15 protein-coding genes and 1 tRNA gene are annotated in these 18502 nt (G+C 39.5%); 7 read left to right on the forward strand and 9 right to left on the reverse strand.

Going from position 1 to position 18502, the window contains the following annotated elements; translation table 11 throughout:
* Together EA341_RS03325 and EA341_RS03330 are read right to left on the reverse strand one after the other, a co-directional pair.
* A partial coding sequence (locus EA341_RS03325; protein ID WP_293011296.1) for a zinc permease occupies positions 1-758 on the reverse strand: 758 nt, incomplete at its 3' end.
* 16 nt (positions 759-774) lie between these two features.
* On the reverse strand, positions 775-1833 hold the full coding sequence (locus EA341_RS03330) for an FAD:protein FMN transferase (protein ID WP_293011298.1): 1059 nt from the start codon (positions 1831-1833) through the stop codon (positions 775-777).
* A 152-nt stretch (positions 1834-1985) separates the two neighbouring features.
* On the opposite strand from EA341_RS03330, the gene ruvB reads away from it, so the two are divergent.
* Complete coding sequence (gene ruvB, locus EA341_RS03335) at positions 1986-3017, forward strand: Holliday junction branch migration DNA helicase RuvB (RefSeq protein ID WP_293011300.1); 1032 nt, start codon at positions 1986-1988, stop codon at positions 3015-3017.
* A 508-nt stretch (positions 3018-3525) separates the two neighbouring features.
* On the forward strand, positions 3526-4452 hold the full coding sequence (gene queG, locus EA341_RS03340; RefSeq protein ID WP_293011302.1) for a tRNA epoxyqueuosine(34) reductase QueG: 927 nt from the start codon (positions 3526-3528) through the stop codon (positions 4450-4452).
* Positions 4453-4505: 53 nt separating this feature from the next.
* On the opposite strand, the gene EA341_RS03345 is transcribed toward queG, so the two are convergent.
* Positions 4506-4697 (reverse strand): hypothetical protein, encoded by a 192-nt coding sequence (locus tag EA341_RS03345; RefSeq protein ID WP_293011304.1) that lies wholly within the window; start codon positions 4695-4697, stop codon positions 4506-4508.
* Positions 4698-4815: 118 nt separating this feature from the next.
* On the opposite strand from EA341_RS03345, the gene EA341_RS03350 reads away from it, so the two are divergent.
* From EA341_RS03350 to EA341_RS03360, 3 genes are read left to right on the forward strand one after another with little or no spacing between them, the layout of a single operon-like run.
* Positions 4816-6270 (forward strand): BatD family protein, encoded by a 1455-nt coding sequence (locus EA341_RS03350; protein WP_293011305.1) that lies wholly within the window; start codon positions 4816-4818, stop codon positions 6268-6270.
* Entirely contained in the window at positions 6263-7339 is a 1077-nt protein-coding gene (aroC, locus tag EA341_RS03355; RefSeq protein WP_293011307.1) for a chorismate synthase, read from the forward strand. Before EA341_RS03350 ends, aroC begins: the two co-directional genes overlap by 8 nt.
* A 17-nt stretch (positions 7340-7356) precedes the next feature.
* Entirely contained in the window at positions 7357-8703 is a 1347-nt protein-coding gene (locus tag EA341_RS03360; RefSeq protein ID WP_293011308.1) for a dicarboxylate/amino acid:cation symporter, read from the forward strand.
* 174 nt (positions 8704-8877) lie between these two features.
* Here the strand turns inward: EA341_RS03360 and EA341_RS03365 are convergent, their stop codons facing one another.
* Positions 8878-11403 carry a M14 family zinc carboxypeptidase gene (locus tag EA341_RS03365; RefSeq protein WP_293011309.1) on the reverse strand — a complete coding sequence of 842 codons (2526 nt, stop codon included), beginning with the start codon at positions 11401-11403 and terminating at the stop codon, positions 8878-8880.
* 220 nt (positions 11404-11623) lie between these two features.
* On the opposite strand from EA341_RS03365, the gene EA341_RS03370 reads away from it, so the two are divergent.
* Positions 11624-13522, forward strand: a complete 1899-nt coding sequence (locus EA341_RS03370; protein WP_293011311.1) for a hypothetical protein — start codon at positions 11624-11626, stop codon at positions 13520-13522.
* 94 nt (positions 13523-13616) lie between these two features.
* Here the strand turns inward: EA341_RS03370 and EA341_RS03375 are convergent, their stop codons facing one another.
* From EA341_RS03375 to EA341_RS03390, 4 genes are all read right to left on the reverse strand, one after another.
* Positions 13617-13823, reverse strand: coding sequence for a hypothetical protein (locus EA341_RS03375; protein ID WP_293011313.1), 207 nt, complete (start codon positions 13821-13823; stop codon positions 13617-13619).
* A 169-nt stretch (positions 13824-13992) separates the two neighbouring features.
* Positions 13993-14067 (reverse strand) — tRNA-Val (locus EA341_RS03380).
* A 177-nt stretch (positions 14068-14244) separates the two neighbouring features.
* Positions 14245-15441 (reverse strand): chromate efflux transporter, encoded by a 1197-nt coding sequence (chrA, locus tag EA341_RS03385; RefSeq protein WP_293011315.1) that lies wholly within the window; start codon positions 15439-15441, stop codon positions 14245-14247.
* Positions 15442-15444: 3 nt separating this feature from the next.
* On the reverse strand, positions 15445-16425 hold the full coding sequence (locus EA341_RS03390) for a 2-oxoglutarate and iron-dependent oxygenase domain-containing protein (RefSeq protein ID WP_293011317.1): 981 nt from the start codon (positions 16423-16425) through the stop codon (positions 15445-15447).
* Between the two features lie 178 nt (positions 16426-16603).
* Here EA341_RS03390 and EA341_RS03395 point away from each other — a divergent pair, with 178 nt between their 5' ends.
* Positions 16604-17374 carry a hypothetical protein gene (locus EA341_RS03395; protein WP_293011319.1) on the forward strand — a complete coding sequence of 257 codons (771 nt, stop codon included), beginning with the start codon at positions 16604-16606 and terminating at the stop codon, positions 17372-17374.
* Between the two features lie 87 nt (positions 17375-17461).
* On the opposite strand, the gene EA341_RS03400 is transcribed toward EA341_RS03395, so the two are convergent.
* Positions 17462-18502 (reverse strand): MFS transporter (locus tag EA341_RS03400; protein ID WP_293011321.1); only part of this gene is annotated, 1041 nt, incomplete at its 5' end.

Raw genomic sequence — 18502 nt, forward strand, 5'->3', positions numbered from 1 at the left:
GCCAGTCCAAATGCCAGTATACTTACCAACACTTTATTGAAGTGGAACCTATGGTCAGGACTGCTTTCAAAAAATATTGTCGTTGAAATGTGCAAGAATCCACCTGCGACCATTCCGTAAAAGACATTTAAAGTTTCTCCACCAAGAATTTTGCTCTCGTACAAGTAATGACTGAGCAACATGCCTAACGGCGAAGCCAAAGCAAAAACAATCAACAATACGAAAACCCATCTCTTTTTTAATGCAGTCGTCAATACTGCAACTAGAGCGAATGCCTCAGGACCTTTGTGAAGGAGTATTCCAAAAAGCAAATTGCTATTGCCATGATGGTGATGATGTGCATGTCCTTCATGTCCATGGTCATGTATATGGTGCGCAAGGGCTCCATCATGTGATAGCAGGGTTCCTTCCAAAAATGCATGCATAAATAAACCAATCATAATAGTCCATACACCAAGGTTAGCCCCTTGATGGTTTTGACTAGGATGGTGGATATGTCCATGTTCTACACCTGTAGACAGAAGGGCTAGTATCTGCTGAAGTAAAAAACCTAATAAGATATATAGGCCCATTCTTGTCGGCGCTCCTGATTCCACAAAAAGCTCGGGAAGGATGTGAAGTACAGTAATTGCAAATAGGTATGAACCTGCAAATACCAGAACAAGTTTAAAAAGCCTTTCTTCCCAACTTGGAATAAAGTATGCAAGGCTACCAGCGATCAATGCTGTGAAAAACAGGAGTGTAAAATTTAATGCCATTTTTTGTTATACCAGATTAGTCCTCTATAAAAGAAAGATAGGGCTTGATACCTTCGCTGGCATAATAGTCCATCTCTCCATTTTCATTGTTGAAAATCAAAAATATTTCTACGCCTTCTAGATTTTGCTGTAAAGCGATGGCCTTTTCTGTGCCCATTACCATCATCGCAGTAGCATAGGCATCTGCTGTCATGCAGTCATCGGCTATTACTGTAGCGCTCAAAAGCCCGTGAGTAACAGGACGTCCAGTTGAAGGATCTATAGTGTGGGAAATTTTCATGTCTCCTGCCTCATAATAATTTCTATAATTACCCGAGGTTGCCAAACTTTTATTTTCCAAGGCAATAATACTGACCAATTGATCTGCTCTGCCCAACTCTTCAGGTTTGTTGATACCTACCTTCCATAGTTCTCCTTTATCATTCAACCCTCTAGCCACCAATTCTCCACCAATTTCAATCAGCATATTTTCAATACCCTTATTTTCCAAAAATTCCGCCACGACATCTACTCCAAAACCTTTAGCAATAGCGCTAAAATCCAAGTACATACCCTCCTTTTTGTAAACTATTTCATCATCAAATTCAACTGCTTTAAAATTAACCAAAGGCAACATTTGGTTGATATTCACGCTATCTTTAAGTTGAGGTCCACCTGGACCAAATCCCCAAAGATTAACCATAGGCCCTACTGTAGGATCAAATGCACCATTGGTTTTTTGATATATTTCTTTACTGCTTTTCAACACCTTTTGAAAAAAGGGAAGCTCAAATGCCAAAGTATCTTCTCTATTGAATCGGCTGATTTCTGAATCTTCAATATAAGTAGAGAGGGACTGGTTGAATACCACCAAGAGAGAGTCCACTTGCTTCTTGAAATCCCTTTCTTTTCCATCAAGGTAGACCACCCTGTAGGAAGTCCCCATAGTATTTCCGGAAAAAGTCACTTTACCCGTATTTTCTTCTATATATGTCTCGTCAGGTTGTTGCTGATTTTGCCTGTACAAGTAAACAATCGCTACCAAGAGCAAAAGAATAATAGAATATATAATGTTTTTGTTGGCGTTACTTCGCATGAATTGGCAATTTTCCCGAAAGTTAAAGCTTATTTTCAAAATAAAGTTCCAAATCTCCATTTTTGCAATAAAATTGCAAAAAGAATGGAAAGTATAAGTCTCTTTTTGGCTTGTCCTATTTTTCTATATTTGTACAGGCGCAAAAAAATGACATGAGAGAAGATTATTTGAGTGGTGATAAAGAGGGTTTGAACTCCTCCGATAATGAAATTGAGAAAGCCTTAAGGCCTCTGAGTTTTGATGATTTTACAGGACAGTTTAAAATTGTAGAAAACCTGAAAATATTTGTGCTGGCAGCCAAAAGGAGGAATGAACCTCTTGACCATGTCTTATTACATGGTCCGCCGGGACTGGGTAAGACTACGCTCAGCCATATCATTGCTAACGAACTGGAGGCTGGTCTCAAGATTACCTCAGGACCTGTATTGGATAAACCTTCTGATTTGGCGGGTTTGCTTACCAACTTGGAAGATGGTGATGTACTCTTTATTGACGAAATACATCGACTCAATCCTGTGGTTGAAGAATACCTGTATTCTGCAATGGAAGATTTCAGGATTGATATTATGTTGGATTCAGGGCCTAATGCACGTTCAGTACAAATCTCCCTCAATCCTTTTACCCTGATTGGAGCTACTACAAGATCTGGATTGCTCACCTCACCACTACGTGCTAGGTTTGGAATCAATTCCCGATTGGAATATTATGATGCCAAATTGCTTACAGATATTGTTGGGCGTTCGGCAGGTATACTTGGGACACCAATAGACGATATTGCATCCTTTGAAATTGCCCGCAGAAGTAGAGGGACGCCAAGAATTGCTAACATGTTGCTGAGAAGAACAAGAGATTTTGCAGAAATCAAAGGAAATGGAAAGATCACTTTGGATATAGCCAAAATTGCTTTGGAAGCTTTGGACGTGGATGAAAACGGTCTGGATGAAATGGATAACAGGATACTGCTGACCATAATAGAAAAGTTTAAGGGAGGACCTGTAGGCCTCAGCACTATTGCTACTGCATGTGGTGAAGAAGCGGAGACAATTGAAGAAGTTTACGAGCCATTCCTGATTCAAGAGGGCTATATGAAACGCACTTCAAGGGGGCGAATGGCTACGGAATTAGCATATAAACACCTGAAACTAAAACCTAATTTTGGTGGGGAGACGGGAAGCCTTTTTTAGATTCAAGGCATGAGACATTAGATGTAAGATATGAGACATAAGACATAAGACACAAGAGGGTTTTGTAAGAAATTATGAATGAAAAATTAATAATTTAAAATGAACCACAGAGAAAATCACGAAGTGATTGAATTCACGAAGTGGTATTTGCCCCGGGTAGAACCCGGGTAATTAATGATGGTATTTGTGATTGTTTTTTGGCCGAAAAAAGGTCAATTGTGAAGAATGCTTTTCGCCAAAAACAGGGAAGGTTGAAATAAAAGAAAAACCATATAAAAAGTGTCAAGAAAAATCAGGACGTGACATTTGAATAGATAATAATTGATGGATTTTCGAAAGGCCTCGTAAATCGTACTTCGTAAATTAATAAGACCCTAGACATGAGATTTAAGACAAGAGCAGGTTGGGATAGGTAGAAAGGGTATGATAATCGAAAGGCGTCGTACCCGCCCGGATGACTCCAGTCGGACGGGAATCGTATTTCTTAAATCCCAGAAAAAAACCATTAATGGAAAAAGATAAATATGCCAATATCATAAAAACCCACGCCAAGGACCTGGGCTTTGATTTTTGCGGAATTGCTAAAGCAGGTTTTCTTGAAGAGGAAGCACCAAAGCTAGACCAATGGCTGAACAAAAACTACCATGGGAAAATGGCTTACTTGGCCAATCATTTTGATAAAAGATTAGATCCTACAAAACTTGTCGACGGCGCAAAGACTGTGGTCAGCCTGATCTATAATTATTATCCCGAAAAGAAACTTCCTGAAAAGAAAGAAGATTTCAAATTGGCTAAATATGCTTACGGAAAAGATTACCATTTTGTAATCAAAGACAAGCTCAAAACACTATTGGCTAGCCTAAAGCATGAGATCGGGGATTTTGGCGGACGGGTATTTGTAGATTCTGCACCTGTAATGGAAAGACAGTGGGCCCAAAAATCGGGCTTGGGTTGGTTAGGTAAAAACAGTCTTCTTCTCAATCGAGAGATGGGAAGTTTTTTCTTTTTGGCCGAACTCATTATCGACCTTGAGGTTAGTGCAGACTCTCCTATGATCAAGGATTATTGCGGAACCTGTACCAAATGCATAGATGCATGTCCCACCGATGCCATTGTTCAGTCTGGAGTTGTAGATGGGTCAAGGTGTATTTCATATTTGACCATAGAATTAAAGGAGAATATTCCCGCTGAATTTAAGGGCAAGATGGAAAACTGGGTTTTCGGCTGTGATATCTGTCAGGATGTCTGTCCTTGGAATAGCTTTTCAAAAACCCACAGAGAAGAAGAATTTCTTCCCCACCCTGATTTATTGGGATTTACAAAAGGTGATTGGAAAGAAATGACTGAGGAGACTTTTCAGAAAGTATTTAAAAAATCGGCCCTTAAGCGAACAAAATTTGAAGGATTGAAAAGAAATGTAAAATTCTTGGAATGAAAAGTAAAAAAGATGAACCTAAAAAAAGTAAAAGCCCCTGTCGGGGCTTTTTCCTATCCTGCAAGTCCAATGAAGTATTTATTGAGAACAGGTTCATACTTGCCGGAAAATTTACTGTAACACCATTCTTTAAATACCTGAATCTCGTCAGGAATGAGAAGATTCAGTGCCTTTCGCAGCTCTTTTTCGAAGAGCCTTCTGTCGAAGCTGACTTTCATTAAAATGGTTTTTACGTACTCTAGCATATCTCAAAGAATTATTAAGGTTAGTTAAAACAACAACAACATTGATTACGATACCATGAATGGTTTGTTGCGTTTAAAATATAAAGTTAATTTGCAGCACTAAGTTTAAAACCTAGTTATGATTAGAACGGCTGTCACCCTATTTCTTGTATGCCTGATGGGAATATTTTCACTTACTGTCCAGGCGCAGGAAGTGACCATCGATTTGGGTCCTGATGAAATAGGCCTCAATGAAACATTCAGTATAAAAGTAACCATTTCGAATGACAAAATAAAGTCTTACGATGAGTTTCCCGATATCCTCGGCTTTCAAAAACAGGGGATCTCACAATCATCGTCCATGAATGTGATCAATGGTCAGGTTACGAGTACCAACAGTATTATACAGTATTACAAACCCACCAGAAGGGGTACGTTTACTATTGAACCTTTTAGTGTCAAAATCAATGGCAGTGATGTCACCCATCCAGGCAAAACAGTGGCTGTTGTAGACCCGAGAAGCAGTCAGAGAAGATCTGGTGCTTTTGATGCCTTTGACGATCTTTTTGGTAGAGAAACCCAGGAAGAACCTGAATTTATTGAAATTGAGGATGACGCATTCTTTGCTTCTTCTATAGATAAATCGGAGGTTTTTGTTGGAGAGGGTTTCAACGTGAGTTTAGCCTTTTATATGTCAGAAACCAATCAGGCTCCTTTTCAATTCTATGAGCCTGGAAGACAATTGGATGATATTCTTAAAAAAATGAAGCCAGCCAATGCCTGGGAAGAAAATTTCAATATCACCAATATACAACCTGAAAGGGTTACTCTCAGTGGTAAAAATTATGTGAAATATAAAGTATATGAGGCCACCTTTTTCCCTTTCTCAGACGGAGAGATTACCATACCGTCCATTTCTTGGGAAATGATCAAATATAGGGTAGCCAGAAATCCTACTTTTTTCGGAAGTAACAGGATGGAAGATTTCAAGACGTTCTACTCTTCAGCAAAGAGTATTAAAGTTAAGCCACTTCCACCGCACCCATTGAGGAATGAAGTAAGTGTGGGTGTATTTCAATTGCGAGAGAATATCAAAGAATTTGAAGCCCAGACAGGAGATGGATTTACTTATAATTTTGGAATCAGTGGGGAAGGGAATATCAACTCGATTTCGACTCCAAGGACCAAACAAATTCATAAACTCAATACTTTTGATCCGAATGTTAGGCAGCAAATCAATAGAGGTGGTGGAAAAGTCACTGGGATTAAAGAGTACAATTATTACCTGACCATCAATGAGCCTGGAGAAGTGAAACTCGCCGATCATTTTGAATGGATATTCTTCAACCCAATTGAGGCCAAATACGACACCCTTAGACCTGCAGCAGTAATCAATGTAGTGGGAGAGTCGAAGGTGAACCAGGCAATTTCCAGACAAAGATTAGGCGGGCTATATGATTTGATAGAGGTTGAAAGCAATAAACTTTCATCCCAGCGATATAAATACTATTTTTCCATCTTTATCAATTTGTTGTTGTTGGCTTCAGTGATTCTGTTGGCCGTTTTGATTATCAGAAAAAGTAATAATGGGTAATTCATTTGGAAAAATTTTCAGGATCAGCACTTTTGGGGAATCCCATGGATTAGGGTTAGGTGTGGTAATAGACGGCTGCCCAGCGGGCTTGGATATAGATGAGGATTTTATCCGCAGTGAGATGCAGCGTAGGAAACCTGGGCAATCCAAAATCACCACTCAGAGGAAAGAGGAGGACGAGTTTCGTATTCTGTCAGGGGTATTTGAAGGGAAAAGTACCGGAACACCTATAGGTATGGTCATCATGAATACAGACCAAAAAAGTAAAGATTACAGTCATATTTCCGATAAGTTCAGACCTTCACATGCAGATTATACATATTTCGAAAAATATGGCGTGCGAGATTATAGAGGTGGCGGAAGAAGTAGTGCGAGGGAGACTGCCGCAAGAGTTGCTGCTGGCGCCATTGCAAAAATGCTTTTGAAGCACTATGGTATTTCCATTCAAGCTTATGTAAGTCAAGTAGGGGATTTGAAGCTGGAAAAATCTTATTTGGAATTGGAGCTGGACCGGACTGAAGACAATATAGTGCGCTGTCCGGATGCTATAATGGCTGAAAAGATGATCCAGTTTATAGATGAAATCAGAAAAAGCCGTGATACTGTAGGTGGAGTGGTTTCCTGTGTAGCCAAGGGAGTACCTCCAGGAATTGGAGAGCCGGTATTTGACAGACTGCATGCTGAATTGGGTAAAGCCATGCTCAGCATCAATGCCGTTAAAGGGTTCGAATATGGATCCGGATTTGAAGGAGTCAAAATGAGAGGGTCATCTCACAATGATGCTTTTTATAAGGAAGGAGAAAAGGTAAGGACAAAAACCAATCACTCTGGAGGAATACAGGGAGGCATCAGCAATGGTGAGGATATTTATTTCAATGTAGCATTCAAACCAGTGGCGACGATTATGCAGGACCAGGAATCGGTAAATGAATCAGGGGAATCGGTTTTGGTTTCTGGAAAAGGAAGACATGACCCCTGTGTAGTTCCAAGGGCTGTACCGATAGTAGAAGCCATGGGGGCCTTAGTGCTTGTAGATTACTTACTGATTAGTAGGTCCAATAAACTGTAAAATATAATCCAAATTATATGTTTAAAAAGATACCACTACATACCCAGATCATAGCAGGTCTGATATTAGGTCTCGTCTTCGGATTGGTGATTATCCAGTTTGGTTTTTCACCCGAATTTACGGTGTTCTATATCAAACCCATAGGTACGATTTTCATCAATGCTTTGAAAATGATCGCCGTTCCTTTGGTTCTGGCTTCACTGATTGTCGGTGTAGCCAATTTAGGAGATATCTCAAAGCTATCCAGAATTGGGGGTAAGACAATTCTTGCTTATTTGGTAACTACCATCATTGCCATTACTCTAGGTCTGCTATTGGTCAATTTCTTTAAGCCTGGACAGCAATTGCCACAAGATACAAGAGATAAATTAATGGCTCAATTTGATTCTCAGGCAGGATCAAAAGCCGATACTGCAGCGGCAATCAAGGATCAAGGTCCTTTGCAGCCTCTGGTTGATATTGTACCTGAAAATCTCTTCGCAGCCGCAGCTGACAATGGGAGTATGCTTCAAGTGGTGTTTTTTGCCATTATTGCAGGCATTGCTCTTCTTCAGATTCCTAAAGACAAAGCAAAGACATTTACTGATTTTTTTGATGCGCTCAATGATGTGATCATCAAAATCGTAGAGTATATTATGATGATTGCACCTTATGGTGTTTTTGCCCTGATGGCTTCCTTGATAGTAGAAATTGCGGGGGATAATCCTGACTCGGCAGTAGAACTGTTATTGGCTCTACTGAAATATACTTTAGTAGTCATGGGTGGTTTGGTATTGATTGTTGTGGGTGTCTATTCAATCATGCTAAAATCCTTTACAAAGATTCCTTTCGGGGATTTTTTGAAGGCCTTGAGGCCTGCCATGCTTTTAGGTTTTTCCACATCCTCCAGTTCAGCAACCTTACCGGTAACCATGAAATTGGTAGAAGAAGAGTTAGGTGTTTCTGAAGAAGTGAGCAGTTTTGTCCTGCCTTTGGGAGCAACTATTAATATGAATGGTACCAGCCTTTATCAGGCAGTAGCAGCGGTATTTATTGCCCAAGCATTAGGTATGGATCTCACACTTTCACAACAGTTGACCATTGTACTTACCGCCACCTTGGCTGCAATTGGGTCAGCAGGTGTACCTGGGGCAGGACTGATCATGTTGATCATCGTATTGGAAGCTATTGGAGTGCCAGGAGCGGGTGTAGCCCTGATTATCGCTCCAGATAGGATATTGGATATGTTCAGGACAGTGGTTAATGTTACTGGTGATGCTACAGTTTGTTGTGTTGTAGCCAGTACAGAAGGAGAATTGCCAGACGGATTGATTCGACAGAGCAATCCCTTTACCAATCTTGAAAGTGAAGTAGGAGCTGATTGATTTTTAGGAAAAATGAAAACTCCTTAACCTTCTACTAAGAATCAATCATCTAAATAATTAAAAACGAATCAATTGTCATTAGTGAAAAAAGCCCAGTGAATCATGTTCACTGGGCTTTTATTGTTTTACCGGGTAATTGGGAGATTGGAAGTCTAAACTACAATCAAGGTTAAATTATTGTCCTACAAAAAATACAGCGTTGGCTACCAGTAATTTACCACTTTCCCAAAAAGACCTGAACATGGGATTATCTACCATATATATTATTTGTCCTCTTCCTTGATTTTCTAGTCCATAGACCATAGTTTCTGCCATTTTAGGCTTGATTTTATGTCCTATATAACCAAATCTGTAAGCATCATTGGAGGGAATAGTTCCCACGTTGACACCATCGTTGAGGTAGGAGTACCGAGAACCATTATTCTTTAGAGTATAGAATTTACCCCCCATTCCAAAGCCAAGAGGATGGGTACCATCAATTTTCACTTCATATATAGCCCCCGCAGCAGTATTCGAGATATACAATCTCTCTCTTTCTTGATAAGGCGCTAGTCTTTCGGAACTTTGTATTTCCTGACTTACTTTCTCTGCTGCTTTTTTCTCTTCTTCCGTATCATATCTTCGCAAATCAAACCCTTCCTCATCAGCAAAAGTATTGATGGCGTTTTCAAAAGCAATAAGCTTACCTCCAGATTTTACCCAATCCAACACTTTAGATTTTGCACCACCTCCTAGGGAAGATCCCCAGCTGGAAGGCAACAAAATCACATCATACTTTCCTAAATCGAATCTCCCTAAATTTTCAGCTTCCAAAATGGACACTGGATAATCTAACTCCTGTTCAAAGAAATACCAGATTTCTCCGAAATTAAGAGAGGATACGCCAGAACCACCTATTAGAGCTACTTTAGGAGCTTTGATAGGTCTGACATCAGGAGACCCGAAGTCCTTGCCTTTATCCACATAAGCAGAATTGGAGGCAGTGATTTTGATTTCAAACTTATTAGCAATGTCTGTCACTTTTTGATCAAAGTCCGTGACATACTGATTACCATTTCTATGAATAATCAAGCTTCCCGCTTCAAACGCATTTCCATTAACCTCAAAAGGGAATTCTGCAAATCTTGGTCTAATTCCCTCATTGAGCAGCGCAGACAAAAACTTTGCATGAACCATCGCATTCCAAGGAGCTAAGTAAGCCAGTGCCTTTTCCGGAGTTTCATTTTTCTCAAATTCCTTTGCCTCAAATGATTTGGCGGGATCCAGCCTGGTTTCCAGTGCGTAAGCCTTCACTCCGTAAGCATAAGGCAATGCCCAACTGGTAATATCATAGGTAATGCTATCTTGTAATTTGGCTTCTGGTTCAAAAAGAATTTCGGTTAGAACTGATTTTGGCTGGTAAGCATTTATGATTATATCCTTATCAGAAGTTGAAAAACTTGATGTTTTGCCTGTTTCATAATCCAATCCCCTAAGGCCGCTTTTATTTCCAGCCATTCCGTATTGAATTTTATTTTTATCAAGGAGATTAAGTAAAGCTTTTACCCTTTCAGGATGTTCATCTCCTTTGATGACAAAACTCTTGTATTTCGCAGAGGGATTTGTCATGTTATTCTTGAAATAATTACTGAATTCGTCGGCAAGTCTTTCAGCATTTTTGGCTGTAACTTCTACTGCAGAAATACCAGCAACATGCTGGTGCTCTATCCTTTCTCTCAGGGTTACAGTGTCGCCCATTGCATTGAGCATTCCTAAGCCTGCCCTTCCAGATCCTCCTTTTTCTATAGTCATCCCAATTGCTCCATTGTAAGTGGGCCACGTGTCTCCGTATGCAGGGTAAAGCAGGTCGAAACGTTCTTTGGTAAAATAAAACCAACCTTGCTCATCAAATTTTGCCGCGGTATTTTTCCCATAAATCTCCTGAAACTCATATTGAAAAGGAGAAATTAACTCGTGAAGGGGTTTTGCTGCTGGAGCAAAATAGAAAGGGTCGTTGATGCCCTGTTCGTGGTAATCCACAAAAAGGTGTGGCATCCATTTATGGTAGAGTTCAATCCTTTGCTGTGACTCCTTTTGCGTCTGCCAAGCCCAGTCTCTATTCAAATCAAGCAGATAGTGGTTTGGTCTACCTCCTGGCCACGGTTCTAGATGTTCTACAGATTGTGGGTCTGGTTGAAGTCTGTTATTTTGTTTTTGATTATACCACATGGTGTATCTGTCCTTACCATCAGGATTGGCACAGGGATCCACGATTAGTATTTGGTTGGCCAACCAATCTTTGGCTTGCGCATTATTGGGGTTTGCCATTTCCCAAAAAGTCATGATAGCAGCTTCAGTCGCTACCGCCTCATTTCCGTGCACATTATACTGCATCCAGTTTATGGCTACCTTGGTGGCTGGAGAGCCTTCTTCCATGCCTGTTCTTCGAAGATTATCCAAACGGATATTTTCGAGGTTTTGCATGTTTTCCGGGGAGGAAACTATAGCAATGAAAAGCGGACGGTGTTCGTAAGTCTCACCATAAAACTCCAGTTGTACATGAGGTAAAGTTTCAGCTAAATGCTCAAAATAGGCCACTACTTTGTGGTGAGGGGTGAAACGATCACCCAGTTTGTAGCCTAGGAATTCTTCGGGACTTTTTTGGGCCCATGAGGCTCCTATAATCAGGAGACTAGCCAATAGACAGTATATTTTTTTCATATTCATAATTTTTCCAATTGGCAATTTAAACGGAATTGTCAAAGTCTACAAGGCATAACTGCATCTTGGTCAATGTATGTTTCTATTGGTAGAAAAGCAGATTATTTTAGAATTGAATTTTAAAAGTCAAAGTGAATTCAGTACATTATGTAAACTTTTTAGTTTAATGAAAAAAGAAAAGTAAAGAAGCCTTTTAATAAAAAATGTAAAACAGGAGCTAATGAAAGAAATAAAAATAAGCTTTTCGGGTACATTAAAAATTGAAGAGTTCAATGAAAGAGGTGAAATAGATATCAATTCCCTTGTTCAAAAAATAAACAAGACTATAATAATTCCAGCATTAGAAGAGTCACTCCGTCAGAAGGTTGAAATGGATACTTCTGCTAATATGCTTGCTTTTGGTGCTGTGAATCAAAAACCAATAGAGAATGCAGTGACTTTGGAGGATTTTGGAGGAGAAGCTTGTTTCAGATACTTTGAAAATCTTAATTTCAATGGGAGACTTATCAGCTCGTCGCAAGCAATATTCCAAAATTCCGACTTGGGCAAAAGTTTTTGTGGACTTTTCAACCACCTTAATCCAGAAACTCCTATAAATGACCTGTTTTATCCAGGAATAAAAGGATCTCGCTATGCCATAATTAAGAAGGTTATTTCTCCAAGTGAGATAGAGGTAGATTTCGATTTTAACCATTCCAATGGTCCCGGCTATATTTATTTTGATAACTCTTTGGCTTGGGAAAAAGCGCTAAAACACCTACAAGCGAAGCAAAATTCAGTTAATACCTTGTTCCTAGGGAAAAACAAGACTTTTGTAATTCCCGAGTATGAAAGTATCGAAATCACATCCGATACCTTTGTGATTGGGGAGAATTGCAACTTATTGATAGGTAAGGAAGATTATTTCAGGTGGTCGGACAAAAAATCGTTTAAGCAAGGGGAGTGCCTAATGGTAGTTGGTTCACAAAAAGTTAAAGTAGGACTTAGAGTGAATATTTGTCCTCCTTTCAGAAGGGTACCAGACGCAAACCCTATTATGACTCCTATATTTAGAGGGCAGCAAAATCCTCAGCCATATCAAATTATTTTGATGGACTGTAATACCAATGCCCTCAAGATGGGCCATGCTATGGAAAATATCTGTGGATGGGGCTTCGGATTTCATTATGACAATGAAACCCTTATAGTTGGAAAAAATATAAACCATTCAGGAGGATCTTTTATGGACTTTAAATCTCCTTACGGAAGAAGTCTGACAGCTGTTTTTGAAAATGTGAAGACTGATTTTGAACCCGAAGAAAAGTATGGGAATACCTCATTGAAGGTAAAAGGTTATATTTTGAATAATCAGTTTCATATTACCAGTGAACAAACTGCTTTTCAGATTTTTACAAATGAGTTTGGAATAGGTAGCAATCTCTCTACAATCCTCCACATTGGTAGGTTTACATATCAAATTGACGGGCCATCCGCAGTGATCGATGGGAAAACTATACAATTGCGATTAACTCCAGCCAAGGGAAACTATCTTGTGAGATCCAAAAACTCTATCTATTCCAAAAACCAAGAGCTGCATGCTGGAGATATCCTGATTCATCAGGGGAATCGTTACAAAGTAATCGCCAAAGATAGATCACCCTCAATGGAATGGGCATCTTTTCTGAATGGAAATGACATGTATAAAGCTCATGCCTTAGTCGCTACTTTGGATAAGGAGCTTCCAATTGAAGAAGGGTGGCTGGAATTTGAAGTTGAACCTTTATCAAGAAATTTATCGGAACAGCCTGCCTTCCTCATCTATAAATCTAATAGGCATTATCCAACAACACTTCAGACACAATTTGGAGATCAGCAAATTTTAAGCAGTGACCTTATTGGGCACCTTTCTTACAACCATAGACAAATCCGGCTTTGGGCTAAAGACTTTGAACATAGGGGTTTTTACAGGCAAACAGCAGGTGGTAAAGGAGAAGAATTCTATTGTTTGAAGGGATGTTCTGGTTTCGGGAATGAGTTTAATCCTTCTGTTCCAGTACGTGACGATGTTCCAATGCCTGAAGAAGCTTCTGCATTGATTGGTTTTATGAATGAAAAAATAAAAACAATATTTTTAGAGTAGTGGCTAGCGAGATTGTTTTACAAACATTGATGAATTAAAAAAATCAGGACTAGATCCTGATTTTCTCTATTTATAATTTTAAATATATTAATGTCTACTCCTCACTGTCTTTGGTTTTCATCCAAAGTACAATTCCCGCTACTGTCAGAATTCCTCCTAGAACAAGGACAAGATTAATATCCCTTTGGGTTTTTTGAGCTTTTTGTAAGTATGTCGAACCTATGCCTTTTTTGGCAATAAAATCTTCGATTTTGTCAAGACGGCTTTCTATTTCTTCTTTTGCTTTTTTAGTAATATCCATAGTGATTTTATCTTTTAAAGGTTAGTACTACTTATTACTAACCCCACAGAAAAAATATAGTTGTCATTTTAGCAGATAATTTGGTTTTTGCGATAAATTCAAACCTTAGGTTTTGAAACTCCTGAGCATAGAAATTGAAACAGATTTAAATTTTAAAAGTCTAAAAAAGTGGAACTTGAGGGATTCGAACCCACGACCTCTGCCCTGTCAAGGCAGCGCTCTAAACCAACTGAGCTAAAGTTCCATTATATAGATGAATCAATTTGAAATTGACTTTTACAGGATGCTAAAATGATAAAAGCTTTCGGATATTAAAAGGACATTTTTCAGAAATCAAACAATATTTAAGGGAATTGAATCTAATCTCATAATGCTGCTTCCCCAATAGCAACCGAATTTCCAATAGTATCAATTAAATATCTTAGAATATCCAATTGTAACCAATACCTGCCAACACCCCGATAATGATAATTAAAGGTGAACTCAGTTTACTGAATTGAAGCAAAAGATAGGTGCCAAAAATGGCCAATACATTGAAAAGGTTATTGTCCAAAGGTTCAAAAAGCAGGTAAGCAGCTGCAATCAGCATCCCGCAACTCACTGCATTGATACCTTCCAAAGCGGCTCTGACAGGCCGGTATTTTTTGAGTTGATCCCAAAAACGGATAACAAAAAATATCAGAAATGTTCCTGGAAGAAAGATGCCGGCAGCTGCTATTAATCCACCTGTCAAAAGTCCTGGAATCCCATATTCTCTCATGGAAAGTGCCCCTACATAGGAACTGATACTGAAAGTAGGGCCTGGTATTCCCTGTGCAATGCCGTAGCCAGTCAAAAACTCTTGTGAGCTTAAGAATTTTTTGAACTCTACAAATTCAGTATATAAGTAAGGCACCAACACCTGTCCCCCACCAAAAATCAGTGATCCATTTCGATAGAAGTTCTCGAAGAGTAAGACAGATTGATTTTTGGTAATCGCACCCAAAATGGCAGCAAAAACTAACACTCCTCCCCAAAGGAAGAAATTGGCCCATGAAATTTTTAATTTTTTGTCTCCTTCCTCCAAAGGTTGGTCTTTGAATTTTAAAGAAGTACTGATTCCTCCAACTACAAGTAATATTGGGAATACATAGGGAGAATTGTAGAAAAATGAAATAAAGGCTGAAAACATCATCAATACGGTGGCTTCCGGTGTTTTCACCATTTTGAAAATGGTTTTTTGAGCTGCATAAATGATAAAACCAATGGCCATTGGTTGGATAAATTTGGCAAAGTTCAAGGCTCCCGGGGTGTTTTCCTGTAAAAAGTCAATCAAAAATGCCGCTGCTATCATCAAAAGGGTCGCGGGGAGTACCCATACAAAAAGTGATAAGTAAGCTAAGTTTGGACCTCCAATCCTGTAACCTATAGCAGAGATTGTTTGGGTGGAGGTAGGACCAGGAAGTACCTGACAAAGTGCGTTGAGTTCCCATAACTCCTCTTCGGTAATGTAGGCCCTTTTTCTCACCATGATATCCAATACCATGGCGAGAAAAGCCTGGGGGCCTCCAAATGCTGTAACAGCAAGAAGCAGTACGTCTTTGAGATATATATAGTATCGTACCCCTCTTACCGACACGGCTTACTTCTTCAAACCCAGTTCGCGAAGTCGCTCATCCAGGAATTCACCTGCTGTGGCATCTTCAAATTGTTTTGGATTGTTGTCATCTATACAGTTTTCCAGACAAGTGAGGTCCATTTCAGATCTAGGATGCATAAAAAAAGGAATTGAGTACCTGCTTGTGTGCATCATATCACGTGGTGGATTGACTACTCTGTGGATCGTAGATTTCAGTTTTTTATTGGTCAACCTCTCTAGCATGTCTCCCACATTGACCACCAATTGGTCAGGAAGTGCCGTGATCGGAATCCATTTACCATCTCTTCTCAATACCTGAAGCCCATCTGCTGAGGCACCCATCAGTAGGGTAATCAAGTTGATATCACCATGTTCAGCTGCTCTTACGGCATCTGCTGGAACTTCATCAGGGTTTTCGATCGGGAAATAATGTATTTGCCTTAGGATTGAGTTTCCGTAAGCTACCTTATCCTCGAAATATTCCTCTTCTAGACCTAAGTGCAAAGCAATTGCCTTAAGCATATTCTTACCTGCATTTTCCAGAGTTCTATAAGTGTCAAGTGCAATTTTTTCAAATTCAGGTAATTCACTTGGCCATATATTGGCTGGATATTCTGCCTTGATCGGATCATTGTCAGGGATATCAGATAACTCCTGACCTACATGATAAAATTCTTTTAAGTCTCCGGTGTTTCTACCTTTTGCATGTTCTTTACCTTTTCCGGTATACCCTCTTTGAAATCCAATCTCCGGTTTTTCGTATTTTGCTTTAACTTCATCAGGTAGCGTGAAAAATTTCTTGATTACCGTATAAAGTTTGTCCTGCAACTCCTGATTGAGCCCGTGGTTCTTGATCGCCACAAACCCAATGTTTTGATAGGCATCTCCAAGTTGTTTCACAAAAGCAGCTTTTTTCTCTGCATTTCCAGAAGTGAAGTCCGCTAAATCCAGTGAAGGAACCTCATCATATAAAATCTCTGTCATACTTTGGTTTATTTTACTTCGAAAGTTACGCCATTTTCGCCTAAAATTAAATAATTTAGCCCTTTAGCCTTCAATTCTATGAAATCGTGCATGATCCCGTACCTACGGGATCACACAAGGGATGATTGTAAACTATGCGAAGATTCCATATGTCAATTGAAAAACAAATTATAATCATATGAAAAAAGCGATCCTATTTTCCATTCTGATTTCCTTTATACTCTTTTCGTCCTGTGATTCACCTCGTGAGAAAAAAGAGGAAATGGTGATACTGGGCGAACCCGAAACTGATAGCCTTAGAGTGGAAAAGCCTGAAACCAGTTTTTATTTCTATGAGGAAAAGAATGACTTTCCCGATGCTGTTATCGAGATGTATTCTCCCTTGGGCAATCAAAAGTTCAGGCCTGGGAAAGTGCCATTTGAACTCAATATCAAAAACTATCCGTTTGAATCAGGCCTGGGTGGTTTTCAATTGAAAATGATACTCAACTCCAGTGATCCTGTAGGATACAATTCTCCGATTTTTCAAAGAGAACTCAACGAAGGAACATACCGGACAGTAGCTTATCTTGTAGATGAAGAAGGTTTGGCACTCAAGGAATTCGGCAATTTTGTAGATAGAGACTTTATGGTTGGAGATACCCGGCCTTTTCCTTATCAGGCAGAGCCCTATTTAGCACTCAATATTCCCACTAACAACCAGAAATTCAAAGAAGACGATGAAGTAACCATAGACTTCTTATTGCTTGGCGGAGATATAGACTTGGATAGGTTAAAGGTTCAGATCAGTTTAAACGAATTTCAATATGAAATCCAAGAAGTTACTCCTGTAAGGGTAGCCAATCTTCCTAAAGGGGAGTACCTATTGACTTTAAATCTGGTAAGAAGAGATGGAAAAGAATTGGATGGCCCTTTTTCAAGTGTGAAAAAAACGATTTTTGTTGAGTGAGCTGAACTCTAAATATAACTTTCTGGAAAATTTTCAATGAAGAGATATTAGGTAATTAAGAAAGAATAAATTAATCTATTTTCAGCATTATCTTTCGCTTGTCATCCTAAACTGTATGATCATGGCAGAAAGTAAGGTTAAGAAAGCTATAGCGATAATCGAGGTATTGATTCCAAATGCATCAGCTAAGATTCCGGTCAGAATGGCACCAATGGCATAACCCATATCCCTCCAAAGTCTGAACACGCCTATAGAACCCGCCCGATCATCAGGATGGGTATTTTCTGCAACAGTAGCCAAAAAAGTAGGGTAAACCATAGCTGTTCCCCATCCCAAAATAGCGGCGAGCATGATGTAATGTGTGAGTGTATCTGCCCATGGAAAAAACAACAATGCCAATCCCTGAAGTGTCATTCCAACGAGGAGAAGCATTTTTTTTGAATAAATGTCTGCCATTTTACCGGTAAACAGTTGACCAAATCCCCAAACGGCAGGGTAAACGGCTGTCACAACTCCAATTGCTTCTAAATTAAATCCCTTACTGGCAAGCAAAATAGGGAAAAGACCCCAAGCCATGCCATCATTCAAGTTATTGACTAAACCTGCCTGGGTGACAGAACCAAGATTAGGATGCTTCCAGGTGCTATCCCAAAAGATATTGTTGAGTCGGGATACATCGGTAAGTGTTTTTTCAGCTGCCACATGGCTTCTGGTATCTTTGATCAAAAATATAGATCCTAAAATTCCTAAAATGGCCATCCCTATACCAATATAAAAAGGATAAGGCCTCAACCCGTATTCACTGGCGATATATCCTGTCAAAAAGGCGACAAAGGCAACAGCCAAATAGCCGGCAAACTCATTCAAACCCATTGCAAACCCACGCTGTTTTTCGCCAACCAGGTCGATTTTCATTACAATTGTACTGCTCCAAGCCAAACCTTGATTTATTCCCAAAAGCACATTGGCTGCCACTATCCAATCCCACGATGGAGCATACATTAAGATGAAGGGAACAGGAAGTCCAAAGATCCAACCTATGATCAGTAAATTTTTCCGCCCGATTTTGTTGGCAAAGCTTCCCGCAAAGTAATTGGACAAGGCTTTGACTATTCCAAATACTATGAT

It is taken from the genome of Mongoliibacter sp., from assembly GCF_007692705.1.
In the GTDB taxonomy this organism is placed as follows: domain Bacteria; phylum Bacteroidota; class Bacteroidia; order Cytophagales; family Cyclobacteriaceae; genus Mongoliibacter.